Genomic DNA, 26705 nt, shown 5'->3' with positions numbered 1-26705 from the left:
GATTAATTAAAAAAATAAAAAATACTATTGGATATAAGTAAAATTACATGAAATTTCAAAAGATGAATTTAATGTTATAAAACAAGTTGATATTCATTAATAAAATATTTAAATAAAAAAAATAAAAATTCCTAAATACTAGTTGATAAAGAAAATATTTTATTTAATTTAAATTAGAAAAATTTAGAAGTTATTCAGAAATAAATAAAGCTTTATATCAGAATTATTAAGATTAATTAATCGGTATTAAAAGTGTATTTATGGTAGTAAAAAAATAGGTTAAGTATTTAATTTAGATAAGATCTTATCTATCTAAGCCAAGAAATAAATCAAGCAATAGTAGAATGTATTAATAATTAATTAAAATTAATTAAAAGAGAAATTTATGGATTTAGAGACCCAGTAAAATTTCAACAAATTATATTTTTTTCAGTCTTAATTAAATTAAATTTAATATTTTTTAACTTTTTTTTAAAAAAAGTAGTTTTAAGTAAAATGATAATTGTATCTAATTAACTATTACTAATAAATTATTCTATATCTATTTATAGATAGAGTAATATTGCTAATTTAACCAGATTTTTTGTATATATTTTAACACCTAAAAATATGAGTATTTAGAAATCTATCGTTTTAGATAGGACAGTTCGATAACTTAGACTTTCTTATCCATATATCACCCAACTCTACTTACGATAACTTCAAAAAAACCTTTACTGTATCTATTGTCTTTTAAATTACTTTATCAACTTTAGTCCTCTTTTCCTTTATCATAGTTTTTGGTATCTTAGTAGCTTATGTCTTTCTCAAAAACTAAAATTAGTCTAAACCGGTACCTTAAATATTGGATCTGTTATCTGGATTGTCTCGGTTATCATTGTAGGGGTTTTAAACTTCTTTTCTAAAAAAATACAAATATTCTTGTCGAAAGCAGAAATTACGGATAGGGACATTAACTGTCAATCATGGATAAACTAATAACTGACGTAGAGGTCAACAGCTGTTGACCTCTACTGATGAGAAATAACCTTTATACTGACCTACTCAACTAAAATATTATGACAACATTCGAGGGAACTTTTACTCAAGAACTATCTACTTTACGCTTTGCCGTCGTTATTGGTCGTTTTAATGACCTAGTGACTGAAAAACTTCTATCAGGTTGTCAAGATTGTTTAAAACGGCACGGCATTAATGTTGAGCCTGACAGCACTCAGGTTGATTATATCTGGGTCCCAGGGAGTTTTGAAATCTCTTTGGTGGCTCGTCAACTAGCTCTTTCTCATCGTTACAATGCCATCATTTGTTTGGGGGCTGTGATTCGAGGGCATACTCCTCACTTTGATTATGTAGCCGCAGAAGTTGCCAAAGGAATCGCAGCAGTAGGCTTTCAAACAGGCATTCCAGTAATTTTTGGAGTTTTAACCACCGACACTATGCAACAAGCTCTGGAAAGAGCTGGAATTAAAAGCAATTTGGGCTGGAATTATGCTCTCAATGCCTTGGAAATGGCTAGTTTAATGGGGAAAATTCACCAGCAAGTACGATCCTCAACGTACCAAGGTAATAATCCTTCTCAATTACCAGTCTCTTCCCATAATCTCCCGATAGTCAATGAGTCCTTCTCAGAAATTTCAGAACAACTAGAATAATCTTCGAGGTTGATTAATAAACTTATGTCTTAGAAATAGAAAAACTCCCCGTTATGTCAACAGATTAACGGGGATATTGATTAGTTTATTTTCACTAAAGGGGACGAAGATGTCAAACCATTAAGCTGCTTCAGTATTAGCTATATGAAAAAAACTCAAATGTAAAACAGTTCTTTTCCAAGGATGAGCTTGTACTTCCCTAATCAAAGCTTTACCTGTCCAAGATATGTCGGTGATCTGAACTTCGATGATGGTCTCATTGACGGAAACCTTTTTTAAGAGGTTAACTGCTTCCTTCGCATTAATGACTAAGGATACAGAGTTTGCCCCATCATGACCATATAAACTGCCAGGAATTAATCCTTCGCGACGTAGGGCATTAGGTTTACTGCCTTCGGGTCTTTTTTGACATTCAATACTAAGAGACATAAGATAATTACTCCCTAAAACAAAATCGTTGATTGTTAGTCAAATGTTGAGTTAACGGGTTCTCCGTTGACATTAAGCAACGCCCGTTTCGGTCCGTGAATTGGATCCTCGACGATAATCGTTTGATCACGACTCGCTCCCAAAGAAATAATCGCAATGGGGGTTTCCATTAACTCCGCTAAGAACTTAAGATAGCTCAAAGCAGTTTGGGGAAGATCATCGAGAACACGACAATTAGTGGTAGACTGTTGCCACCCTGGTAAAGTTTCGTAAATAGGCTGACACTGGGCGAATTCCCTAGCGTTGCTAGGAAGATGATTACAGGTCTTCCCATCAAGTTCGTAGGCAATACAGACTTTAATTTCCTCCAAGTCGTCAAGGACATCAAGTTTAGTAATAGCTAAACAATCTAAACCATTAATCCGTACTGCATAGCGGCCGATAACCCCATCAAACCAACCACAACGGCGACGACGGCCAGTAGTAGTTCCAAATTCTGCGCCGCGATTGCCTAATAATTCCCCTACTTCCCCATGTAATTCTGTCGGAAACGGTCCTTCTCCCACACGAGTTGTATAAGCTTTGGCGACTCCAATTACCCGATCTATAACAGTAGGTCCCACTCCCGCTCCCACACAAGCTCCTCCCGCAATAGGGTTAGAAGAAGTTACATAAGGATAAGTGCCGTGATCTAAGTCTAGCAGAGTTCCTTGAGCTCCCTCAAACAAGATATTTTTACGTTTTTGGATAGCTTCAGCAATTTTGAGAGAACTATCAACTACATAAGGACGTAGTTGTTCAGCATAGTTTAAATATTCCTCAATTACAGCCTCAGGATTAAGAGGGGATAGGTTATACAGTTTTTCTAAAATGACATTTTTATAATTAATCGTCCATTCTAATTTTTCCTGCAAGCCATTAGGGTTCATTAAATCAATGATTCTAATACCCGTTCGTTCCGACTTATCTGCATAGGTCGGTCCTATTCCTCGTCCTGTTGTCCCTAGTTTATGTTTACCCCGTCTTTTTTCAGATGCCATATCAAACAGACGATGATAGGGCATTGTGACATGAGCAGTTTGAGAGATGAAAAGGTTTTCAGTCGACACTTCTAGGGACTGGAATTGCCCTAATTCTTCGAGTAAGACTTTAGGATCAATAACTGTCCCTGAACCAATGATACACTCTGTGTTAGGGTAGAGAATTCCTGATGGAATCAGATGGAGTTTAAAAGTTTTTCCCTGAACAACAATGGTGTGGCCGGCATTGACTCCCCCCTGGGGACGTACCACCACATCGGCTGAACGGCTCAACAAATCAGTAATTTTTCCTTTTCCTTCGTCGCCCCACTGTGCGCCGATGACAATTACGTTAGCCAAGAGTTTATAAAAAAAACTAAAGTTCACACAAACCATCATTATCTCTTATCAGAAAAGTTTCTGTCAAGTTTAGATTATTAAACTAGTTGGTTTTTAACCAGTTTATTGGCTAACCTAATCCAATAAATGACCCATTTTTGCTAAAAATAGTGTTTAGTGCAGATTATCAAGATTCAGACTTTTTGATAATATCGTTCCTCCCCGGCTTCTCACTCCATAAATTCTGCTTGAAAAAAATCATGAGTTTACTTTTGGGAGATGCAGCTGTTTTAAATGAATTTCTTAGCGATAAAACCCTCATTTTTTTTTCTTAGACAAAACAAAGTCTCAGGAACAAAAACAAAATTAAGAGTGATACTTTACAAAGAACAAACATCAGAATATTTTCCTGACAAGAAAAAGAGGATAGTTTCTCAAGAAGAAATCTACACATTCCCTAACTATTCTAAGTGTAAGTAACATTTCTTTAATAAGTTGAGTTTTTGTAGCAGGCCACTAATCCTAAATTACCTGACTATCTACATTTATTTAGATAGTCAGGTAATTTAGCCGTTTTTAACACTTTATTACTATTTTGCTTTAAATAGCTTTAATTTTCATTTCTCCTTAATTTTACCATGTCTTTTTGCTTATTAGTAATTGTCGATGATTTTCTGCCCTATTTACCGTGTTTTTATTTTCTACATACTGCTTCAATCGCTTTTTAGTACAAATCATAATTGCAAATTATAATTATTGAGTTGAACCGTCTCCGTTCGTCCTCATGATCATCTTTTTTTATGTGGTCGAAAACGATGCATTTGAAGCTTCTATACACGCTGGCATAAATAATTCGTTTTAAGGTAATCTAATAATAGTTAACTCTCAATGAGATTTATTAAGTTATCCAGAATAATATATTCTATCTTATAGATATTATGCAATTAATTCTTTATAGTAAGCCTGGTTGTCATTTATGTGAAGGACTACAAAAAAAGTTAGAACAGATTAAAACTTTAAATATCAACTTAGAAATTAGAGATATTACAACTAGCGAAGATTGGTTCGAAGCCTACCAATATGAAGTTCCTGTTTTGTATCAAAAATCGGGAGAAACTGAAAAGATAATTCCCCGTCCTTCCCCCCGTCTTTCAGTTGCTAGATTGGAAAAGTTATTACAAAAATATACATCATAGAAAAAAGTATAAAAAATACTTTTTATTAATCACTCACTATTGTAAATGTGTTATCTCTAGACGAGCAATCCACTAAATTGAACTCAATTAAAGTAGTTAATGCACTATCTATCTTTACCTAACTTGTTAAAAGCCAGATTAAACCTATGTTATTGAGGGTTTTTATGGCAATACTCTCCTCAGAGAAATTAGCCACTAGTTATTAGAAGACATTTCTAGCAATCGCTCAATATGACATTCTTCAGTTATACACTTTAGGATTTGAGGTAGAAAGAAAGTTAGTGGACTTCTCACAATAATTTATGCTTTACTTCTCAAGCACTGCGTGTCGTAACTATATTGCTGGTTTTCATAGACTTTGTAAGTCTTGATAGTGTTGCATCAGAGAAAACTATTTGTGGTTGGTTATTCATAAGAATGACGACATTTTCTTTAACATCAACGACAAAAATATTTAAAAGTAAAGATAATTATGGTCATTTTTTTATCTCTATTCAATTATTTGTGGTTAAGTTCTATCTATTTAGATTAAAATATTTCTTTGATTTCTATAAAAAAAACTTATTTAGGAATAGTGATGAAGGCAATTATTATTTCTCTTTAGAAAGAGATAAAATACAGATAAATAGTTTAGTTGTTATTACCTCAATCCTTTATATATAAAAATAACCAATAATATTCTTTTATTCTTACTGAGACTATTGTTGGCTATGCTTCAGTTATTCTATCAATTAGAGCTATTTTTATAGCTCTAATTAATACTTTTCAACTAAAACTTACATTCAGTATCTATAGCTAGTTAGTATATCCTAATATGAGGTTGGTTATTTTTAGGTTGATTGTTCTCAATGATGTTTACCCCATTATAAGAGATCGCCGTCTCTTGTTTGGTTACCCAGAAACTTACGCAAATGTAGTCAAGAGCAGATTTATCGTCAATATTGGGTTTCCGTTCTAAATAAACTAAACTTAGTCAACTTTAACGATAGAATTCCCGTAGAGCTAGGAATAACTTTAACTATTCTTAGTTTAATCAGTCCCTTCTTAAGAACTTTGAATTTAGTTATCTTAATCCTTACTTAAAAAAAATCATTCAAATTTATATATAAATTTTCTCTTATTCAGCTTTTTTGTTTAATAAATTTATTAAATAAAAAATCAAAAAGTATTTAAAATTGTTGTATTGACTTTATAATTTGAGTAAATATTTATATTATTTGCCCTAAAAATCTTCTCTTGATTTTGATTTAGAAAAGAGAGTAACTTTTTTAAAGAAAAATAAAGATTTTGTTTTTGTTGTTAATATTGCCGATAATTATTAACATCATTATACGTTTAATTAGGTATTAAAAATTAATAACAGATTTTTTAAAAATCGTAAAGCTAATGTTAATCTAGAGTTTATGTTGTCAATAGTTAATAACTGACTCATTGTTTTTTAAAATTCTGTAATCAATACTTTATAAGTATAGTATTAAACTTGATATTTTATTTATTTAACTGACAGCAGTTTTTATTTAAATAAATTAGTATAAAAGTACTAGCTAGACAAAAAGATCAAATTGGACTCTATAGATATTTTCTCTAAATTTAGATAAACTAACAATAATATCAATTAACTCAACTTTAAATTTATTATAGTTAAGTTAATTATTTTATTAGAAATTATTAAACTATAAAAAGTGTATAATCACTCTTTTGTATCTAATCATAAACTTTATTTAATTTTTAATTAAATATTTAATATTGTTGAAAAGTAGCTAGAAAATGATGCTATTCTATAAGTAATAAGTACTCGTTGACAAGAAAAAATAAGATGTTACAGTTAGTATTTTAAACATGTATTGTTTTGTTCAAAACTTAACTTAACCTAAAAAAAATACTTTATGCATTGGTAACTTACACATAATAGGCTTTGGACTTAGAGATAGAAATATTTGACGACACTTGGCTAACTTAAACTTTGCCGAGCAATTAAAGAAAAACTAGCTCATGTAAAATATCCTGATAATCGAGAAAAAAATATAGTGTTGATCTAAGTGTCCACTACATTGAGTTTTTTGGTTACTTTTACCATTGAACAATGGACAAATAAACAACTTTTTTTACTGATAAAACATAAATATTAATACCCTTAGCTCTAGCTAAGGGCTTGTGCATTCATAGATGATTTATTGGTTTATCAAGTAACAAAAGTTAGATAATTAATTAAACAGATAAAATTACAGGTCATATTTTTACCTTTGTATTTTACTGACGTCAACTCTATTAAAAACTATTAGTTTTAAAAATATCTGCAAATTCTATGATTTTTTAATCATAAAAAAACCAACTAAACCACCGATAAAACTAATTAATTAAGCTATAAAAACATAATTAGTTAATTTATTTACTTCTGTCGTTACAGACTATCTAATTAAAAATTACTATCATCTATTATATATAAAATTTTTCTATATTAATTTTTTGATTTAATTCTGAAGACCAAGTTATATTTAGTAATATTTACTTAGAAGTTTTCTTATTTTTTTGTAAATAAAAAGGTTTTAAATACAATGCAACTTTATTAATTATTAATCAATAAAGTTGCATAACTTCAGTAATAGATAATTGAGAAGTTACATTCAAAGTTAAAGAAGAAGTATGTCCTCGGTAAAGATGAGCAGCTGCAGCGCAACCAATCATTGCAGCATTATCAGTACATAATCTTAAAGGAGGAAAATGGATTTTTAGATTGTGTTTAACTCCTGATGCTTTTAACTGTTTTCTTAGTTCACTATTAGCCGCAACGCCTCCTCCAACAGCAATAGAATTAAGACCATAGTCTAAAGCACAGGCAATAGTTTTTTTAGTGAGTGAGCGTGCTACAGTTTCCTGAAAACTAGCTGCTATATCAGCTACAGGCAATGGTTCATTATCCTTTTTGTCTAATTTTTGAACTAACCGTAATACTGCTGTTTTCAAACCGCTAAAACTAGAATCATAAGGATGATAGCCACCTTCTGGTAAAGAAATCCGCCCCTCTGGGAAAAGAAACGCCTTAGGATTACCAATTTTAGCGAGGTGATCAATAGCCGGTCCCCCTGGATAGCCTAAATTTAACAACCGTGCGACTTTATCAAATGCTTCTCCAGCCGCATCATCACGGGTTGTACCCAATTGTTCATAGACCCCACAATCTTGAACTCGAATTAAGCTAGTATGACCGCCTGATACCAACAAACATAAAAATGGGGGTTTCCAAGTAGAGTCACTTAAATAAGTTGCGTAAATATGTCCTTCGAGGTGATGAACGCCAATAAAAGGCTTTTGATGTACAATTGAGAGAGTTTTAGCCGTTGTCATTCCTACCATCAACGCTCCCACTAATCCTGGGGCGACAGTAGCGGCCACACCATCAATTTCCTGCCAACTAATTTGAGATTGGACTAACGCTTGTTCAATACAGAGATTAATTTTTATTAAGTGTTCACGGGAGGCCACTTCAGGAACAATACCACCATAGGTGCGATGTAGAGGAATTTGTGAAGCTACTACACTACTCCAAACATTACGATCATTTACAATTGCAACGGCAGTTTCGTCACAACTTGTTTCAATTGCCAACACTGTTACCATTTTTTGCTAATTTGTAACGAAGAATTACTTTTTTTATTTTTTTACCTTATTCACTCGACTAGCGAGTCAGAAATTAGATACTGTCAATACGCAGCCGATTCTCTCATTTCATGTGCAAAAACTTAGTCTTTTTTTTAAAAGGAAATGTCTTTTATGAAAAGAATTGCTGAGTCTAATTTTAATATCAACCTTATAGTCTAATTCTACACCTTCCGCCTCCACAAATATTTTACATCGGCTGACTCATTGTGGTGAGCTAGCTGCTTATCAATAAAAATCTGAGAATTTTGGTAACACCGCCGGCTACCCTATGTCAAGGCAGAACGCGCCGAACGTTTTGTACAAGCCCTCTGTCGACCCGAAAGCCATTCCCATCGGATTACTTTGAATTATGCAGAAGACTTTACTTACTATTTCCAGTATTCTCTTCCCCTATGTTACCGGATTTACAAGTTAGGGTAACTGGGTTTATTTAATTAATATTAGAGATTTACAAAATACTGAAGCTACTTTTAATGAATTTACCTATAGATAGTTAACTACTACAGATAGTAAAATTTACGTTTCTCCTCGTTAACTAACAATTCATTGTACTTATTGAACTTTCCCTACTATTTAGAATAACTATTCATGAAAGTTTTACAAAGTTTATTTCTATACTCCTATTTTAATGACAGTATTATTTACCGTTACTATCAGTTTATCGATTGAAATCAACCATTTCTATCCTGATCTTGTATTTTCTACTTTAGAGAAAACAAAACTTAACACTAAAACTTTATAGAGTATCTTGAGCAAAACTGTTTTGGACCGTTTCTTGTTTTGTAAAAATTATCCAATTGTCTTGAACTTCTGCTATCAGATTACCAGGAAGAGAAGAAATGCGTGATCGTCTGGGAGCATTAATTAAAGTTGTCAAGGCTTCTATCTGCTCAAAGTTTGGATTTTTGAGACTTATCTTTAAAAAAAATCTACGCATAACTCGCCGTTGCAATGCAAGAGGCACTGACTGTAAAACTAGACGATTTAATTGAGTTCCATCTCTATTAAGTGCCTTTTCTAGGTTTATCTCAGCACAACTTTCTAAATATTCAGTCTCCTCCTTGACTATCTCAGCAGTTCTGGCTAAAGTTGTTTCAATTTGAGGATTAAAATTTTTTTTAAAATAAGGGATTAATTCTTTTCGAATACGATTACGAGCATAGTTTAAATTTTCGTTAGCTAAATCTTCCCAAATCGGAAGGTCGCACTTTTGACAAAACTCCCAAATTTCTGAACGATTAATAGTTAATAAAGGACGAACTAAAATAATATTATCTGTCAGAGGACGTTGCCAGGTTAAAGCACTTAGTCCATCATTTCCTGCACCGCGAACGAGATTATAAAGTAAGGTTTCAGCACGATCACTTTGGGTGTGTCCCGTAACAATTATAGAAAAGTTGTTTTCTTGGGCGATTTCTGTTAGTGCTTGATAGCGCCAATTTCTAGCCGCTGCTTCAGTTTCTTTCAGTTGGGAGGTAGTTTTTAAATAAAAAGGAATTCTCCATTTTTCAGATAATTGTTGTACAAAATCTGCTATTCCAGTATCATGTTTCCACCCATGATCACAATGAGCAATCGCAATCTTCCAAGTCCATTTAGATTGGAGATCAAGTAAAAGTTTAAGTAAACATAACGAATCTTGCCCCCCTGAAACTGCAATTAAAATGCATTCTTTTTTAGGCAATAGATTGCGTTGTCGTAACGTGATATGTAAGCGGGAATGAAGAAGAGTCCACATAATCTTTTGGGAAAAAATAAAGTAATAGGTAAAATAAATAAAGTGATATCAAGAAAAATTTTAGGCAATAAAAAAATAGAAATACATTAAGTATATGTCCAAATTCTAGTAATCATCGAGTACAAATAACAAATACTTTTTATTTAGTATATATAATATTTTATATGAAACCTTTGCTAAAAAAGCTAAAATTTTAATTAAAAATATGCCTAAAAAATTGCTTATTTAACTTGTAAATACTTTAATCTATTTTAGATAAAAGTTTATAAAAAAATATATTTGATGTAAATATTTATACAATTAATTGTTAATAAATTATATGAATATTTAGTATTTAGTGAGTTCATAAAAGTTAGAATTACAGTCCAATAAACAGAGTAATTTAAGTCATCCGATAACAAAAAATCATAGCCTGACTCTCTGAGTTAGGCTATGATGATATCACTATCTCAGCAGTTTTTATCTATAATTTCCTCATAGCCTTAATTGGCTTTCTGGATAATAAACGTCAATGCTTTAATTAAAAGTGTATTTAAACAAAACTCCTCGTGATACATTATTTTGTTTTCGTGTCATTTTAGAAGAAAATATCATAGTCGTTCATAATGTACTTTTATAATAAATGTTTTTAGTATAATCTCCCTATTATTTATAAATTTTATATTCGCTTTTATACTAACTTATCTATATCTATTTTTTGATAGATAGCCTTTAGAAACACTTTGTGTCATTGATAGTTAACTGAGATATTTTTTTAGCTCATTAACTTTTGCTAGTCTAAAAACTTGTTGAGTAACTTCATAGAAGATAACTAAATAAAAATTTTAGATCTTAAACTCTTATAATTTAAGATTATAAACTAATTTAGTTTAACTAAAATCAACCAATTTTTTATGACAAAATAATCGACATAAATTATATTTTTAAGATCTTTTATTTGTTTATAATTTACAAGTAGATCTAGCAGTAGATAAATAGTACACAGTATCAAATAAAAGCTTACAAAATTTTTATAAAAATATTTAAATATAGACATAATTTAATCAAAGCGGTTAGATAAATTCTTACTAGAAATAATCACTGCAATAAGATATGAAATATAATGATATTTGTTTAAATTTAATCACTTAAACTAAATACTTAAAATATATAATATTTTAAGTATTTATATAAAATTAGTTATATATAAGATATACGCAAACTTCAATTTCTCTAGAATAGAAGAAAGAAAAGTTTATTATTAATAATATCCATATTTTAACAATTAAGCTTGTGTGTAATTTCAATTACTATTAAGTAATAGTAATTGTTAAGATAGTTAGTTATAGTCAAAATAATTTAAATTACTATGTAAAATATATTTGTCTGTGAATAGATATTTAAACAAACTTTTCTTAACTTATCTTTGGAATAAATAGAAATAAATATTACTCTCCCTATTGAAATTACAGTTAATAACTGACCAGAAATAAAAATAGTTAAATTATTATCTAAAGTTAGGTTTTAAATGTTATAAACAGTATTTATAACATTTATAGGAATGTTAAATTTAAGTTAATTTTTTACTTTTATTATTGAGATTTTTATTTTTAGTTTTAGTTTAGTATGAATAGAAATACTACTTTCTACTTCTAGTAAGTTTGCTTATTTATTCTACATTATTTTACCTCAGTAACAATAAATTTTTTTTCACTTTGTGTAATTTTTGTTAGCGATTAAACGTTTCCTTAAAAAGGAATACTTACTTTTTACTTAATTATATGGCTGTATTATCCTTTATTAAACTTACCCATCATATCAATTTTTATTCAGATAAATTAAAATAGAAAAATATTAGCTGTATTTAAATAATTAAGTTAGAATTAATAGATATTACAATTAAATTTATAGAAATTAACAATAAAATTAATCAATCAATTCAATAATTTAATATCGTAGAATAATTGCTAGAATAAGATGAAGATCTTATTCTGCACGTCGTTAAGTTCAAAAATTGAACTTAACTCAACCCCAAAAACACTTTACATTTTATCAATTTACATAGATAAGGTTCAAATTTTAAGACAGGAATAATCAACAATTATAGTTTCTATTTACTAAACCGAAGCTTATTTAGTTAGGATTCATTACGTTACCCGAATAACTAGAATCAAATAAATTCAAATATCCCAATAATTGTAGAAGAATATTATGTTTATTAGAGTAATTTTGATCTTGTTCTTATTATTTTTTACATTAAAATAATGAACAAATAGGGAGATTTTTTCTCACTGAGAAAACTAAAATACTGATATTTTAAATCTAAATAGAGGTTTATTTATTTATGGATAACTCATCTATTTATAAAGCTATATAAGTTAGATAATTGATTGAGGCTATAGAAGTAAAAGTCACATTTATCTGTTTATTTTTTAAATTTAAATTTCATTAATAACTGTTGATAAAAAAACTAAAAAATATCTATAAACTTAAACAATCTAAAAATTCTAGAAATCTCAATCAATCAAGTTATTTAGGCAATCGATCAAGACCTAGTTAACTAATTTACTTAGTTCTGTTGCCATAAGTTATCCAATTAAAAACAACAGTAGTTGGTATAGCTCATGTAGATTTAGAATATGGCAATTTAGTGTTAAAAACTATGAAGTCAGTATCAAAAAACTAAAAGACGATCACCATTCAAATCCTTGTCCCAAACTTGATTGAACTACATCATGGTGAAGGAAAAAGACAAAATACTATTAGATCGGCAGTACCCTAGTAGCTAATTATTGTTTGACTATAAAAGCTATTTTTTAAGTATTAGTAACAATAATAAATAATCAATTAACTCTGTTATGTTTGATAACCATTTATTAATTAATATTATCGTTAGTCTATGGTTTTATGATCTCAATAGTCACAATAATTATAGATACTATTAGTTATTTTTATATCTTAATTTCTACAGAACAATTCATTTCTCTAAATTCTAGAATTGATGAAAATAAATATGTTTAACGGTAAAGATATTTCTCGCTTGATTGTGATATCTACTTAACTTATAAAGTATAGTAACTTATATTCAATCAAGTATTCTTTAACAGGCGCAGTCATTCAAGTACAATTTTACTCAATACAGAAGTTAGTTTGGAGTAAAACAAGCAACCAATGACTCTCTTGAGTGTCAAGTTTTTGGTTATCATTTTGATATTCTTCTCATTTAAATCTCTTTTGCCTACCATTGCTATTATGATTAATGTGTTTTTATTCTTAGTAAGGGGTATTATTTACATCATTCTCAGTCGTACGTTGATACCTATCACCTCTTTAATTGGTTTTATAAAACTGTTTAAAGTGGCTGTCTGCAATAGTTAATTACTTTGAATGATAAATTCACCCAGAGAATACACTTTGAAAGATTTCAATGTTAAAAGTTTTCTAGATTAAGTGAATACTATGTTAATAGTGGCTTTAATATCTGTCTTAGGAAAATTACCTTTAGCACTCACTTTTTGTGTGTACGATAGAATCCCATAACTTTAGCTATTCATGGTGTGAGAAATGAAAGAGAATCAACCCTGAACTTTTAGTATGAACATCAGTGAACACCCATTCATCAGATTTATACGCGATAGCGGTGTCATAATAATACAATTGGAGGAAAAAAAACAACAGCCCTATGTCAAAAATAGAAACCAGAACCGAACCCATGGTACTCAACATGGGTCCCCACCATCCCTCAATGCACGGAGTATTACGTCTGATCGTAACCCTAGACGGAGAAGATGTGGTAGACTGCGAACCCGTTATCGGTTATCTCCACCGAGGAATGGAAAAAATAGCTGAAAACCGTACTAGTATCATGTATGTTCCCTACGTTAGTCGGTGGGACTACGCCGCAGGGATGTTCAATGAAGCAATTACCGTTAATGCCCCTGAAAAACTAGCGAATATTGAAGTCCCTAAGCGCGCCCAATATATTCGCGTCATCATGTTGGAACTCAACCGTATCGCTAACCATTTATTGTGGTTAGGTCCATTTTTAGCAGATGTTGGCGCCCAAACTCCATTTTTCTATATTTTCCGGGAACGGGAGATGATCTACGATCTTTGGGAAGCAGCATCAGGAATGCGGTTAATCAATAACAATTACTTCCGTATTGGGGGGGTTGCCGTTGACCTACCCTATGGTTGGATTGACAAATGTGAAGATTTCTGTAATTTTTTTGACCCTAAAATTGATGAATATGAAAAGTTAATCACTAACAACCCCATTTTCCGTCGCCGTGTCGAAGGAATCGGTACTATTACCCGCGACGAAGCCATTAATTGGGGTTTATCCGGTCCTATGTTAAGAGGATCTGGGGTTAGATGGGATCTACGCAAAGTTGACCATTACGAATGCTATGATGACTTTGACTGGGACATTCAATGGGAAACTGCCGGGGACTGTTTTGCGCGTTATTTAGTCCGTATCCGGGAAATGCGTGAGTCGGTCAAAATTGTCCGTCAAGCGCTAAAAGGTATACCAGGAGGTTCTTATGAAAACCTAGAAGCAAAGCGAATGATGGAAGGGAAAAAATCCCAATGGAATGATTTTGAGTATCAATATATCGCTAAAAAAGTTGCCCCCACCTTTAAAATTCCTGAAGGAGAACATTATGTCCGTCTAGAAAGTGGTAAGGGGGAAGTTGGCATCTTTATTGTGGGTAATAATGATGTTTTTCCTTGGCGTTGGAAAATTCGCGCAGCTGACTTTAATAACCTGCAAATTTTACCCCATCTCCTAAAAGGAATGAAGGTAGCTGATATTATGGCGATTTTAGGCAGTATCGATATTATTATGGGGTCGGTAGACCGTTGATGGTTTTCTAATGATAATTAATTTTTGGAGGAGGTTAATCTCCTCTCTTTTTTTGTTTAATTTATTTACTAAAGTTTAGAAAATATTCTTAAACTAAACATTAAGTAGGTTTTGTTAAGTACATTATAGTTTTTCGGGCAATTTCTCTTTTTTGTCTCTTTACTGTAACGTCACAAAATATTTGTCTGAGGCTTACAGTTTAATACATACTCAATAATTCCCTTAAAATTTACTTTATCAACAGCCTCTTAGACTCTATGTTTAGATTAGTAAAAAAGTTGTACTTTACATCCTAACTATAATCTTTAGTGTTTTATGACTGAAATCTCCCAAACTGTCCAACTACCAAGCCATGAAAGTGCCATTGCTTTGGCGGGAATTAGGGATGAAAACCTCAAATTTTTATCCCATCATACTGGGGCTAACTTAGTTTTAAGGGGTCGAGAGTTACAGATTTATGGGAAAGAAAAACCTGTAAAACGGGCAATACAAGTGGTGCTATCACTTCAACCCTATTGGCAGGAAGCAAAAACAATTTCCTGTCCTGATTTAATGACAGCTTTTCAAGCAATAGATACAGGACAAACTGAGGAATATAAGAACTTACAACAATCAGTTTTAGCTAAAACTCGACGGGGAGAAATTATTCGTGCAAAAACATTTCGTCAACGACAATATATTAAAGCAGTTCAAACTCATGATATTACCTTTTGTATTGGACCAGCTGGAACTGGAAAGACTTTTTTGGCAGCTGTTTTAGCTGTACAAGCATTATTAAATAATCAATGTGAACGCTTAATTTTAACCCGTCCTGCAGTAGAAGCAGGAGAAAAATTAGGGTTTTTACCAGGAGATTTACAACAAAAAGTCAATCCTTTTTTACGTCCTCTTTATGATGCCTTAAATGAGTTTATTGAGCCTCAACGAATTCCTATTTTAATTGAACGAGGAGAAATAGAAATTGCGCCTTTAGCTTACATGCGAGGACGAACTTTGAGTAATGCTTTTATAATTATTGATGAAGCTCAAAACACCACTCCTGCTCAATTAAAGATGGTTTTGACACGCTTAGGTCTTGGTTCAAAAATGGTGGTAACTGGAGATATCACTCAAACCGATTTACCTCGTCATCAAGACTCAGGATTAGTAATAGCAACAAAAATTTTGAAGTCAGTAGAAGGCATTGCTTTTTGTCAATTTTTTCAGGTAGATGTGGTTCGACATCCATTAGTTCAAAAAATTGTAGAAGCTTATGAAAAGTTTGACGTTTAGTTAAGCCATATTATTTAATATCATTTTTACCACCTTGATTACGGAAGCAAACATCGTGGAGATCGGTAGTTATTGAACCTTACAAGAATATATAGCTTTTTTAGAAAATTGATACAAAAATTTTCTTTTATCTTAGCAAAAAAAATCAATGAAATAGTTTAGCTCTAGCTTGTTTTAATCTTAATTTAATAGAAATTAAGGTTGAAACAAAAAACAGTATTTATTAAAGTAAAATGCTATGAAGATAAAATTTAATCTGATATCTATCAAAACTTGAAATAGCATTGCCATTTTGTTCTCAAACTGACAGCATTTATTGTAGAAATAAAGATACTATTTTTGTTCGATAAGAAACGTAATTGTGACCATTGTAATTGTTTGTCATGTATCAGTGTATCAAACCTCCGAAAAAAGAGTTTACCTTATTAAACTTAATATTTTGGACAAGAATTTCATTATGCTATTTTTTATAAATTTATAAAGAAAAAATTACAGAAACTAGTTTTATTGATTTTATTCCGGTAAAAATCTTTAATTAGTCTATGGGTAAAGCATATTAATGTTTTAAACACTTAGTTAGATGTTACTAAATTTTCATAGTTTTTTATTTTAAATTTAAATTATTTTGAGTAGTAAACAATTGTAGTAGATTTTTAATTTTAAAGTCAAAATTAATATATATATATTAAATATATTCCTAAGCTAGTGTAAAATTTAATTGGTAAATTTTTTATAAATTAAAAATGTATTGTTAAAAAAATAAAGTAAAAATTTACATAAATTGTCGATATAGTTATACCTCTATAGGCATAACTATATAAAAAGAATAACAGCTAACTAAAAAAAATCAACTCATTTTCTTCGATTAATTATTTACAATTATTTTTTTTATAAAATTCTATTAATTTAGAATATAAAAGTAGTTTAATTCTCGTATTTTACTGCTTTATAAACAAAAAAACATAGTTTTATTTATTGATAGTTACTTATTCTAATAAATAGATTACTTATATATAAATTTAAACGTTTATAATAAAAAATTTACTTTTTTATTCTTGTTAAGATTACCTATTTTAAAACATGAATATAATTATTGTAATACTATTTTACAGTCTGTCTAATATACTCTTAAATCTTTAAATAAAGAGCACAATAAAACCTGAAGTCATTAAATTAATCCCTAAATTTATTTGATGGCTTAAAATTAATAAATAAGTATTGATAAATCTAGTGAATATCCTTTTTTTTACATTATATATAAAAATATAGAAAATATTTATATTTTTTAAAAAAGTCAAATGATATTATTTTAAATAAATTCAAATAAATCTTGTTTCTTATTAACTGAAGCTTGAGCCATGCTTAAATATCCGACATACTTTATTCCTCGTCACTCTATGTCCTTTTACTATACTGGCTTAAATTTAAGCAGCAATTATTTTAATATAAAGAACTATATGGAATAGTTTATCTTTAGAAAAATTTTTAGTAAAGAAATAGTACTTTTCAGTTATATCTACACTTTTTATTTAAATCATTAAGTACTTAAAATCATTTACATTTAATATATTTTTGTACTTTTTCTATTAATTATTAGATATTTGTAGCTATAATTATCTTTCTTAAGATTTGATATAACCAATATTATTGTCTTTTGATTAATAATTTCTTTTATTAGTTGCTAATATTTTAATCTACGTTGATGCTTAGATAAATTTTTATAAATACCAAGATTAGACCTACTATTTGTAGTATTAAAATAAGTTAACTCTAGTTGAGTACTTATGGCTTTTCTTCTTTGCTGATAACTATAATTTTTACTTATTATCATCAACTTAAGACTAAAACATAGCATTTACTCTTTAATTTTTTATGGATAACAACTATCTTTATGATTTTATTAAATTCTCATAGTTAATCGATTGCTTTGCATTTTTATACTTAAAATGAGGTGATTTTTCTCTTTTTTAGAAAAGTGATAATGAGTAATTGATCGATTCAAGATAATCACCTGTAATTATTAGAAATAAACATCACTTAACTAAAGATATCCCTTTTGTATAGTCAAAGTTTTTGAACAGTACATATTAACAGTCCCTCATCTCTTTTCTGAAAAAGTTTTCTGGCAAAAATCTAAATAATAATTTCAATACTGCCCGCAGCAATTTAAGGATTTAAATAGGATTATTACAGACAATATTGAGCTGTAACTTAGAACTTCTGTAATTTATATATTTATTAGTATTGGATAAATCTAGTGAGAGTTTAACATAAAATTATGATGTTTTATCAAAAGTGTTTTCCTGGATGGTAATCCCCGATTGGGAAACAGGAATAGAGGATTTCCATCCAGAAATGCTTAAGATAAACCAAAAGATTAGACTCTCGACTGGGTTTATATCCGAAATTAGACAAAAAAACAAAAATTTTACTTTCGTTATGGTAGAATAGGTCATAATTTAGAATAGAGATAATTCGAGAGATTAAAAACATTTAAACGTCAGAAAAATGTTTATTATCTGATGACTGTGAAAAAGTGTTAAGTTGAACAAGGAACCTCAATTAATTTTTGTACAAACTCCATGACTTCAGCCAATACTGACTCGAGATACAGTGATAAAACTCTAGAGGCAATGAAAAACTTTGCTGAACAATATGCAAAACAGACTGATACTTACTTTTGTAGTGAATTATCGGTAACGGCAGTAGTTATTGAAGGACTGGCAAGACATAAACAGGAATTAGGTGCTCCTTTGTGCCCTTGTCGTCATTACGAAGATAAAGAGGCTGAAGTAAAAAATACTTTTTGGAACTGTCCATGTGTTCCCATGCGTGAACGTAAGGAGTGTCATTGCATGCTGTTTATCACCCCAGATAACGACTTTGCAGGAGATCAACAACAGATTAGCCTTGAATACATCAAAGAGGTTCGCGACAATATAGGTTCTTAAACAAAACTATGTCAAGAAAGCAATTTTGGCAAGGAGTTGAGCAATTCAACCATCGGGAATTCTATAGTTGTCATGATACCTTAGAGGCTCTATGGATAGATGCTATAGAGCCAGATAGGCAATTTTATCAAGGTATTCTACAAATTGCTGTTGGTTGTTATCATCTGGGAAACCATAATTGGCGTGGGGCAGTAATTTTGTTAGGGGAAGGTGTTAGACGGCTCAGTCATTATCAACCTGACTATCAAGAGATTGATGTATCTAGTTTAGTAAAAGAAAGTCAAAAACTATTAAACTATCTCCAACAAACTGACGCTGGGGAAATTGCGGTGGTGGCTAAACAATTCGAAAATATTTCAGAGAATGACGCTCAACGTTTTCCCTATATCCTCACGGTAAACCATTAGCAAAAATCATTGTAATGAAGTGCTTACAAAAAAATTAAGAGTAGAAAACTGATAAAGTATAGAGAATATTTTTATAATCAATTATCTTTAATAGGACCTTCAAAAAGAAATAGGCTACTATTTGTTAATTAAATTCTATATTTAGTGTTTTCTTCTAATTTCAGCATCCCGGCTATAATTACTTATCTAATATATTTAACAATTTATTAAAATTACCAGTAATTAGGTTTCATTATATCAGTTAACTTCAGTTAAAAAAGAATGGTATAAGTTATTTAAAAACCCAGAAATAATTGATCAATTTTATGTTAGCTCAATAGCTATTACAGTAGCTATTGCTTTATTTATTCCGAACAATTTATATTTGACGTAATTTATCAATGTGTAGCTTGCTATAAGCTTAAAAAATCCTTAAGTTGAAGACAAATAGAAATCAAGAGCCAAAAAATAGTTTTGGTTACACAAAATATGCTACCATTAGCTGACGTGCTTTGGAGAGGTGGCTGAGTGGTTGAAAGCGGCTCCCTGCTAAGGAGTTATGGGGTAACACCCATCGAGGGTTCGAATCCCTCCCTCTCCGTTCTTAAACTTGTGTAACTTTGACCTTCAAAGCATAGCGACTTATTCTTAGCTTTCACAATCTTGTTCAAGATTCATGTGCTTTTTAAAATAAAACACTCAAAAAAACAATTTACATGAGAGTAAACTAGATGATGAGCTGTTTTTTAAGAAAATTTTTTTGAAATCTTCTATGCCCTTAACTCTAGCCCTTATTTTAAGCAGTAACTTATTGGTTGGTTCTGATAGAGGACACAAACAAAGGATTTACTCCTCTTTCTCTGATGGACTCAAATCAGAGGTTTTATTACCAGTAACTTGTGATTTATCTTAAATTAGTCAGAATATACCTGAAGCTGTTAAATTAGCCATAGATGAAATTAACGCTTGTGGTAGAGTTAATGACAAGTCTGTTATTTTCATTACTAAAGACACTCGAACTGATTCTATCGCCGGCGTGTTAGCTATGACAAAATTAGCAAAAGTTGATAAAGTTACGAGAGTAGTCGGGGTATTTATTAGTAGTGTATCAAGTGCAGCTTTTACTTTTACAGTTAAAAATAATGTGATGTTAGACTACTCCGGTAGCACTAGTCCAGTTTTTACTGAACAAGTAAAAAACAGTAATTTCCAGGAATACTGGGCTATAATAGCTTTTTCTGTCACCTATCGAGCTCGAGCTTTAGCAGCCTTAGCAAATAAAAAAGGCTTCAACACTATTGGAACAGTAGTGAATTAATAACGACTATGGAGTTGGGTTTAAACGAAAATTTGTCTCTATGTTTAAAAAGCAGGGAGGAAAAATGACGGGTAAACACAAGCTCATTCGTTATGCTCCTAAAGCGACTGTCTTCGATAGTGAAGCAGCATCTTTTGCCAGCCAACTCGACGCCGTGGCAACAGCTCTTTATTCCAAAACAGGAAGTGTTTTATTACAAGCGGCTTACAGACAAGGGTTAACTGAAGGGATAATTTTACTATTGACTGATGGAGTTTACTCAGAAGATTTTGTGAAATAAGTTGGTAAAACAGCTAATATAATATTCATTCCAGCGGGGTCTTTCACTATTAAATAGAAAAACACAACAGGTAATCAACTTACTGCCTTTATCCCCAATAGTTTGGATGCTACCATTGTCCTAATGTTGGCAGCAGAAGCAGCAGGTGCCAACATTAGGACAAGGAATCCGAAGTAAAATTCGGGAGGTGGCTAATGCGCCTGGAATAGAAATTACTGATCTCTACGAAGCAATGGAGTTAGTTCGTAGTGGAAAAGACATTAATTATCAAGGAGCTAATAGTAAAGTTGATATCGACAAGAATGGGGACGTAGTCTGAATTTCTGACGTCTGGACAGTCAAGGCAGTGGAAATACTGAGATAATTGATAAAGTTAGTCCCACCGATACAACTGGAAACTAAAAAGCTGACCAGCTATGTCACTTTTTCTTAAAAAACAGAAAATTCTAGAATTTTTCTCTTATTTCATCAGTTTTAGCCGCCATAATATAGTCATTCTTATGAAGTCCAGCAATATCATGGGTCCACCAGGACACGGTAACTTTCCCCCACTCTGTCAATAAAGCTGGATGATGCCCTTCTAATTCAGCGAGATCTCCGATCGCCTTGGTAAAGGAAATTGCTTGTTGAAAATCTGGAAATTTATACAATTTTTCTAGTTTTAACTGTCCTTGTTTTTCAACGACATGCCAATCAGAAATCTGTTTTTTTAACTGTTTAACTTCTTCTGGAACAACAGAAGGAGTATCAGCACTACAAGCTTCAAGTTCTTGTTTTGTAAGATTACTCATAATAGTTTACTCCAGTTCTTTACATTGTCAACATTATAGCTAAATTAACTTGTTATAAGGGCAAAAAAGTTTAATTTTTACATAGACCTTTAGCCAAAATTATCTATATATTTAGCTAAAACTATGTCAGTTCAGACATATAGGAGATCCTCATGATACAATTCATATGGTTCTAAAACAGCATCAGGAAAAGCCAACTGTGGTTCAAGTATCCGTATCCTCCTCTCCTCTAACTATTTCCCTACTTCATCAAGGAAAACAAACTTTAAAGGACTGGCTTAATCAATTAGCCCAAAGAATTATTGAGGGCACTTGCATTACTAAATCAGAAGCCCTGACCCTCACAGAAATTGAAGGACAAGAGAATATTCTGTTATTATGCGAGGCGGCTGATTATATTAGGCATGCCTGTTGTGGGACAACAGTGGATCTGTGCAGCATTGTCAACGTGAAATCAGGGAACTGTTCAGAAGATTGTAGCTTTTGTTCCCAGTCTGCTCACCATCAGGGAGAAGATTCTCCCATTTATGGGCTAAAGTCTTCCGAAGAAATTCTTGACCGAGCTAAATCTGCAGCAGCAGCAGGGGCAAAAAGATTTTGTTTAGTAAGTCAAGGGCGAGGTTCCAAATACCAAGGAGCAAACTCCAAAGAATTTGAGCAAATTTTAGAAACTGTCCAACTAATTACCACCGAAACAAATATTAAACCTTGCTGTGCTTTGGGAGAAATTACCCTTGAGCAAGCCCGATCCTTGAGAGCAGCTGGAGTTACCCGCTACAATCATAATCTAGAAGCCTCCGAGAACTTTTATCCTAAAATTGTTAGTAGCCACAGTTGGCGTGATCGCGTCAAAACCGTGAAAAATCTTAAAGAAGCAGGCATTCAGTCTTGCACGGGGGGCATTTTAGGCATGGGAGAAACTTGGGAAGATCGGATAGATCTCGCTTTTGCCTTGCGAGAATTAGAGGTAGAATCTGTCCCTATAAATTTGTTTAACCCCAGAAAAGGAACTCCTCTAGGAGAACGTTCCCCACTTAAGCCCTTTGAGGCGCTCAAAGCGATTTCTATCTTTCGCTTTATCCTGCCTCAACAAATTCTGCGTTATGCTGGAGGGCGAGAAACAACTATGGGCGAATTACAAAGTCTAGGGTTAAAAGCTGGAATTAATGCTATGCTAATTGGACATTATCTTACGACCCTCGGACAACTTCCAGAACAAGATATTGCTATGGTTGAATCGTTAGGATTACAAGGGGGTGAAGCTCCGATTCCTGGTGAATATCAAACACAATCGCAAGAAATCAAAACTCGTCGTTACCTCAAAACTACCCCCGATTTAAGGTGTCTGCTACCAATGAATTTCTCTGGGCAATAATTGGTCTGTTGTTAACGATTTTCAGTACATTTGTACAAGCCTTTATGGTGGGCTTACCGTGGAGTTGGGAACAACAAGGTGTTGAATCCATACCTCTGGGCGTGACCTTTCAAGTAGGAGCCGTGTTGTTGACTGGGTGTGTAGGAGGAAAAAATGCCGGAGTTATATCACAAATTGCTTATGTTTTTCTGGGTTTGTTTGGATTACCTGTTTTTGCTCAAGGTGGAAGTTTAAACTACTGGCAAGAGCCTAGCTTTGGTTATCTGTTAGGGTTTATCCCGGGAGCCTGGCTATGTGGTTTTATGGCTTTCCGGACTAAGCGAAGATTGGAGTGTTTAGCCTGGAGTGCTGTCTGTGGATTATTGATGATTCATTTGTGTGGCTTGGTGTATCTAATTGGTTTATCTTTTTTGAATCCCACAACAGTTTCTCCTAAGAGTTTGCCTGAGTTGATCATGAATTATTCTACCAATCCTTTACCCAGTCAGCTAGCGATTACCTGTGCCGTCGCTGTAGCGGCCTTTATTTTACGTCAACTCTTATTTTATTAAAGAACTCTGTTTGAGCAGAAATTAGGGTCGAAGATCATCCTAAATATGGCGAACGCACATGAAAAAAAACAGTTTTTTTTGGCTGGTTAGCCTAGCTGGTTTAATAATTGATCAAATGACTAAGTATTGGGTTACTCAATGGTTTACGAATTTGGGACAAACTATCCATATCTGGTCAGGAGTCTTCCATCTTACCTATGTTATTAATACAGGGGCTGCCTTTAGTTTTTTTACCGGGGGAGCGAAATGGCTGCGCTGGCTTTCGTTGGGGGTTAGTTTAGGCTTAATGGGTTTAGCTTGGTGGGGGAATAAAATGAGATTGACAGAACAGTTGGGTTATGGATTTATCCTAGCAGGAGCATTAGGAAATGGAATGGATCGTTTTTTGTTTGGATATGTGGTTGATTTTCTTGATGTTCGATTAATTCAGTTTCCAGTTTTTAATTTAGCTGATGTGTTTATCAATTTTGGGATTATTTTTTTATTAGTTGCTAATTTTTCTGAGCCATCATCTCCTCAACAGTCAGACTTTTAAATCTCAGAGATTATTTATAGAATACGTTTATAGAGAAAATAAGCGTAGCGTGGTACACAACAAAAACAGACTTGGTTTTTTGCTACAGTACAGAGAAGGACTTAAACTAGTAAAATCTGTGCCACAGTTAACAATTTTCTAGCCAGTCTATGCTACAATGACCACTTGTTAACAGTGTCGTAAGGCGTACGAAGACTGGAGTTAATTGACTAAACAACTGGAGAAGACTTGCCTATAACTGACTGCTTTGAGGGTAGAAATGGTTAAAGGGTTTAAATGAACCAGCGGTCCCTGATGCGCGAGTATAGGGTATCTGTTCAATTAAAAGGAAACAGACAACGTTTTTAGAGACGGAATTTATCGTTTATGGCACAGCGTACTGGGTTAATAGATTCGCTCATATTACTTAATTTTGGGTGTAAAAAAGCAGTCCCTAGTTGGGAAACAACTCGTTATAATGAGATTATCTTCAGTATTTCTGCTAATCATCCTACAAACTCACAATTTCTCCCTAATTATCTAAATATTTACTGTCAATTAGGAAGATTAGTTTTGATTGCGAGCTATAAATTATCAGTTATTTTTAGTGTAAAGCTCTATGAATTTAATAAGCTGACAGTTGACTGATAACCTATTATTAGGTTAATAGAAGAAAAGTAAAACTTAACTAATATTTAATCGTGTCTCTTGGACATATAAGTCTTTTATCTTAACTTCTTCCCGTTTATTGTTTTTTAAAAGTCGGTATTTAATATTATGCTAGGCTAGCTAGCCTAGCATAACAGTAAAAGTGTTAGTACTCGCCACAGATCAATAATAATCATTGACTAATGTAGAGGAATGTTTATGAACGTTTTTGGTATTGGACTCCCAGAAATGGCATTGATTTTTGTAATTTCCTTATTAATCTTTGGACCTAAGAAACTGCCAGAAATTGGACGGAGTTTAGGCAAAGCTATTAGAGGCTTCCAAGAAGCCTCTAAAGAGTTTGAAGATGAGTTTAAGCGTGAAGCCAAAAAATTAGAAAATTCTGTCACGATGAAAGCTGAATTAGAGGAAAATACAACTGCCAAACCGTCTTCTTTAAATAATCCTACAAGAGAGACGATTAATAATACGAACCAAGAATAGACAGTACAAAAATTGTCGTTTAATTTGTTTAGTAGCTTAAATAATTTAAAGAAATATTCTAAGAGGAAATTTTAGATGAGTGAACAAAGTCCCTATGAGGTCCTGGGAATTAATGATTCAGCCTCATTTGAAGAAATCCAAGAGGCTAAAAATCGTCTAAGTCAAAAATATCGTGAAGATAATAAAGTAGTTGAAAACATTGAAGTGGCTTATGATGCCATTATCATGGATCGTCTTAGAATGAGACAAGAAGGAAAAATAAAAGTGCCAGATCGTATCCGTTTTCCAGAAAAATCACTAGAAATCCCTTCAACTCCTCTTTCTCTATCCTTAGATGATTCTATTCCGTGGTTACAAGGTTTTGTTGATACACCATCTTATAATGATATTCTCTGGACAACTGGGATATTCACAATTTTGGCTACCTTTGTTATCGTTATATCTTCCAATAAGATTCCTTTGATTTTGGTGTTAGGGGTTTTTGCAAATATCTATTTTCTCAACCGTAAAGAGCAACAGTTTATAAGAGCTTTTTTGATAACTATCGTTGGTCTACTAATTGGTGTAGGATTAGGATCAGCTGTTATTGGTTTACTCAGTAGTGCTAATTTTAATGTTTCTTTAGACTCAGATAAGCTAACAGGTGTCGTTACATTTGTTGTATTTTGGTTAATTAGCAGTTTTATGCGTTAAAAAACCAAATATGACCCAATTAAGAGATTTATCTAAAGTCATTAGAGTCATTGGTTTTTCCTAAAAAAAGTGATTATTACTATCTTTAAGTCATAAAAAAGATAAAACTTTAAGTAAACAAAAATAATCACAATAAGCTATCATAAACTATGATACTCAGGTCATAAAAATTAATAAACTTTAGTGACTAAAGCTCTTCTAGCCCAGCTGTGAATACATTCTAATAAACAATAGATAAAAATCTTGCGTTGCAACAGTTTCAAAATTACAGTAGCCCTATTTTCATGAAGATAAAATTATTAAAGTAAAAGAATACAGCAAGAATAAAAGTTGTGTAAGTTAGTAGAAAAAAATACAAGTTAAATAATACTTTCCTCTAAAATTTTTCATTCAACTCACTTATATAACAATTTAATTAAATTTTTTATAGTAAAAAATTACAAGAAAACTTGCCAATATATAAATCCAAGAATCTAATTTTATTATCATAATTTTGAGTTGTGGCGACATAAAAAATAATAAGTAAGTCCCAATAATATTGAT

At 31.8% G+C, this 26705-nt stretch carries 18 protein-coding genes, 1 tRNA gene and 1 pseudogene; 15 read left to right on the top strand and 5 right to left on the bottom strand.

The genetic code is table 11. The annotated features are described in order from the left end of the window. The first annotated feature begins 1058 nt into the window (after positions 1–1058). Positions 1059–1652 carry a 6,7-dimethyl-8-ribityllumazine synthase gene (gene ribH, locus RGRSB_RS04950; protein ID WP_119260096.1) on the top strand — a complete coding sequence of 198 codons (594 nt, stop codon included), beginning with the start codon at positions 1059–1061 and terminating at the stop codon, positions 1650–1652. Between the two features lie 120 nt (positions 1653–1772). Here the strand turns inward: ribH and rplY are convergent, their stop codons facing one another. Together rplY and RGRSB_RS04940 are read right to left on the bottom strand one after the other, a co-directional pair. Beyond that, positions 1773–2081, bottom strand: a complete 309-nt coding sequence (gene rplY / locus RGRSB_RS04945; RefSeq protein ID WP_119260095.1) for a 50S ribosomal protein L25 — start codon at positions 2079–2081, stop codon at positions 1773–1775. Positions 2082–2116: 35 nt separating this feature from the next. Next, on the bottom strand, positions 2117–3460 hold the full coding sequence (locus RGRSB_RS04940) for an adenylosuccinate synthase (RefSeq protein ID WP_119260964.1): 1344 nt from the start codon (positions 3458–3460) through the stop codon (positions 2117–2119). Between the two features lie 917 nt (positions 3461–4377). Between RGRSB_RS04940 and RGRSB_RS04935 the strand changes: the two genes are divergently transcribed. After that, positions 4378–4635: a glutaredoxin family protein gene (locus RGRSB_RS04935; RefSeq protein WP_119260094.1), complete on the top strand. Its 258-nt coding sequence runs from the start codon at positions 4378–4380 to the stop codon at positions 4633–4635. Positions 4636–7212: 2577 nt separating this feature from the next. On the opposite strand, the gene tsaD is transcribed toward RGRSB_RS04935, so the two are convergent. Continuing rightward, entirely contained in the window at positions 7213–8253 is a 1041-nt protein-coding gene (gene tsaD, locus RGRSB_RS04930) for a tRNA (adenosine(37)-N6)-threonylcarbamoyltransferase complex transferase subunit TsaD (protein ID WP_119260093.1), read from the bottom strand. 670 nt (positions 8254–8923) lie between these two features. On the opposite strand from tsaD, the gene RGRSB_RS04925 reads away from it, so the two are divergent. Beyond that, positions 8924–9037: a hypothetical protein gene (locus tag RGRSB_RS04925; RefSeq protein ID WP_119260092.1), complete on the top strand. Its 114-nt coding sequence runs from the start codon at positions 8924–8926 to the stop codon at positions 9035–9037. On the opposite strand, the gene tilS is transcribed toward RGRSB_RS04925, so the two are convergent. Continuing rightward, positions 9032–10033 (bottom strand): tRNA lysidine(34) synthetase TilS, encoded by a 1002-nt coding sequence (tilS, locus tag RGRSB_RS04920; RefSeq protein WP_119260091.1) that lies wholly within the window; start codon positions 10031–10033, stop codon positions 9032–9034. The two genes, RGRSB_RS04925 and tilS, sit on opposite strands and share 6 nt — an antisense overlap. 3661 nt (positions 10034–13694) lie before the next feature. Between tilS and RGRSB_RS04915 the strand changes: the two genes are divergently transcribed. From RGRSB_RS04915 to RGRSB_RS04890, 6 genes and pseudogenes are all read left to right on the top strand, one after another. Beyond that, entirely contained in the window at positions 13695–14879 is a 1185-nt protein-coding gene (locus RGRSB_RS04915; protein ID WP_119260090.1) for an NAD(P)H-quinone oxidoreductase subunit H, read from the top strand. Positions 14880–15194: 315 nt separating this feature from the next. Then, positions 15195–16151, top strand: coding sequence for a PhoH family protein (locus RGRSB_RS04910; protein ID WP_119260089.1), 957 nt, complete (start codon positions 15195–15197; stop codon positions 16149–16151). Between the two features lie 2582 nt (positions 16152–18733). Continuing rightward, positions 18734–19102: a ferredoxin-thioredoxin reductase catalytic domain-containing protein gene (locus RGRSB_RS04905; RefSeq protein ID WP_119260088.1), complete on the top strand. Its 369-nt coding sequence runs from the start codon at positions 18734–18736 to the stop codon at positions 19100–19102. Between the two features lie 8 nt (positions 19103–19110). Next, entirely contained in the window at positions 19111–19509 is a 399-nt protein-coding gene (locus RGRSB_RS04900) for a DUF309 domain-containing protein (RefSeq protein ID WP_119260087.1), read from the top strand. 493 nt (positions 19510–20002) lie between these two features. Continuing rightward, positions 20003–20089 (top strand) — tRNA-Ser (locus RGRSB_RS04895). Positions 20090–20260: 171 nt separating this feature from the next. Then, a pseudogene (locus tag RGRSB_RS04890) lies at positions 20261–21488 on the top strand (ABC transporter substrate-binding protein). A 44-nt stretch (positions 21489–21532) separates the two neighbouring features. Here RGRSB_RS04890 and RGRSB_RS04885 read toward each other — a convergent pair. Beyond that, the gene (locus tag RGRSB_RS04885) at positions 21533–21877 is read right to left on the bottom strand and encodes a 4a-hydroxytetrahydrobiopterin dehydratase (protein ID WP_119260086.1); all 345 of its coding nucleotides are present in this window, start codon (positions 21875–21877) and stop codon (positions 21533–21535) included. 199 nt (positions 21878–22076) lie between these two features. On the opposite strand from RGRSB_RS04885, the gene bioB reads away from it, so the two are divergent. The 6 genes from bioB (at position 22077) to RGRSB_RS04855 (ending at position 26162) form a co-directional block, all read left to right on the top strand. Then, on the top strand, positions 22077–23252 hold the full coding sequence (gene bioB / locus RGRSB_RS04880) for a biotin synthase BioB (protein WP_172582115.1): 1176 nt from the start codon (positions 22077–22079) through the stop codon (positions 23250–23252). After that, positions 23219–23803 carry a biotin transporter BioY gene (locus RGRSB_RS04875; RefSeq protein ID WP_232014458.1) on the top strand — a complete coding sequence of 195 codons (585 nt, stop codon included), beginning with the start codon at positions 23219–23221 and terminating at the stop codon, positions 23801–23803. The genes bioB and RGRSB_RS04875 overlap by 34 nt, the downstream gene beginning before the upstream one ends. Positions 23804–23861: 58 nt before the next feature. Beyond that, positions 23862–24338: a signal peptidase II gene (gene lspA / locus RGRSB_RS04870; protein WP_119260084.1), complete on the top strand. Its 477-nt coding sequence runs from the start codon at positions 23862–23864 to the stop codon at positions 24336–24338. A 366-nt stretch (positions 24339–24704) separates the two neighbouring features. Continuing rightward, entirely contained in the window at positions 24705–24965 is a 261-nt protein-coding gene (locus RGRSB_RS04865; RefSeq protein ID WP_119260083.1) for a hypothetical protein, read from the top strand. A gap of 219 nt (positions 24966–25184) precedes the next feature. Further along, entirely contained in the window at positions 25185–25469 is a 285-nt protein-coding gene (locus RGRSB_RS04860) for a TatA/E family twin arginine-targeting protein translocase (protein ID WP_119260082.1), read from the top strand. Positions 25470–25544: 75 nt separating this feature from the next. Continuing rightward, positions 25545–26162, top strand: a complete 618-nt coding sequence (locus RGRSB_RS04855; protein WP_119260081.1) for a CPP1-like family protein — start codon at positions 25545–25547, stop codon at positions 26160–26162. Positions 26163–26705 lie beyond the last annotated feature (543 nt).

Source organism: cyanobacterium endosymbiont of Rhopalodia gibberula (assembly GCF_003574135.1).
Taxonomy (GTDB): domain Bacteria; phylum Cyanobacteriota; class Cyanobacteriia; order Cyanobacteriales; family Microcystaceae; genus Rippkaea.
The sequence above is the reverse complement of the archived record's forward strand: the minus strand, read 5'-3'. Positions and strand labels throughout refer to the sequence as shown.

Excerpts from the sequence above, each read along its gene's own strand:
- tsaD (WP_119260093.1), bottom strand. The coding sequence starts at position 8,253 with ATGGTAACAGTGTTGGCAATTGAAACAAGTTGTGACGAAACTGCCGTT.
- RGRSB_RS04855 (WP_119260081.1), top strand. The coding sequence starts at position 25,545 with ATGAGTGAACAAAGTCCCTATGAGGTCCTGGGAATTAATGATTCAGCC.
- RGRSB_RS04860 (WP_119260082.1), top strand. The coding sequence starts at position 25,185 with ATGAACGTTTTTGGTATTGGACTCCCAGAAATGGCATTGATTTTTGTA.
- RGRSB_RS04900 (WP_119260087.1), top strand. The coding sequence starts at position 19,111 with ATGTCAAGAAAGCAATTTTGGCAAGGAGTTGAGCAATTCAACCATCGG.
- rplY (WP_119260095.1), bottom strand. The coding sequence starts at position 2,081 with ATGTCTCTTAGTATTGAATGTCAAAAAAGACCCGAAGGCAGTAAACCT.
- RGRSB_RS04910 (WP_119260089.1), top strand. The coding sequence starts at position 15,195 with ATGACTGAAATCTCCCAAACTGTCCAACTACCAAGCCATGAAAGTGCC.
- RGRSB_RS04925 (WP_119260092.1), top strand. The coding sequence starts at position 8,924 with ATGACAGTATTATTTACCGTTACTATCAGTTTATCGATTGAAATCAAC.
- tilS (WP_119260091.1), bottom strand. The coding sequence starts at position 10,033 with ATGTGGACTCTTCTTCATTCCCGCTTACATATCACGTTACGACAACGC.
- RGRSB_RS04915 (WP_119260090.1), top strand. The coding sequence starts at position 13,695 with ATGTCAAAAATAGAAACCAGAACCGAACCCATGGTACTCAACATGGGT.
- RGRSB_RS04935 (WP_119260094.1), top strand. The coding sequence starts at position 4,378 with ATGCAATTAATTCTTTATAGTAAGCCTGGTTGTCATTTATGTGAAGGA.
- ribH (WP_119260096.1), top strand. The coding sequence starts at position 1,059 with ATGACAACATTCGAGGGAACTTTTACTCAAGAACTATCTACTTTACGC.
- RGRSB_RS04885 (WP_119260086.1), bottom strand. The coding sequence starts at position 21,877 with ATGAGTAATCTTACAAAACAAGAACTTGAAGCTTGTAGTGCTGATACT.
- lspA (WP_119260084.1), top strand. The coding sequence starts at position 23,862 with ATGAAAAAAAACAGTTTTTTTTGGCTGGTTAGCCTAGCTGGTTTAATA.
- RGRSB_RS04865 (WP_119260083.1), top strand. The coding sequence starts at position 24,705 with ATGGCACAGCGTACTGGGTTAATAGATTCGCTCATATTACTTAATTTT.
- RGRSB_RS04905 (WP_119260088.1), top strand. The coding sequence starts at position 18,734 with ATGACTTCAGCCAATACTGACTCGAGATACAGTGATAAAACTCTAGAG.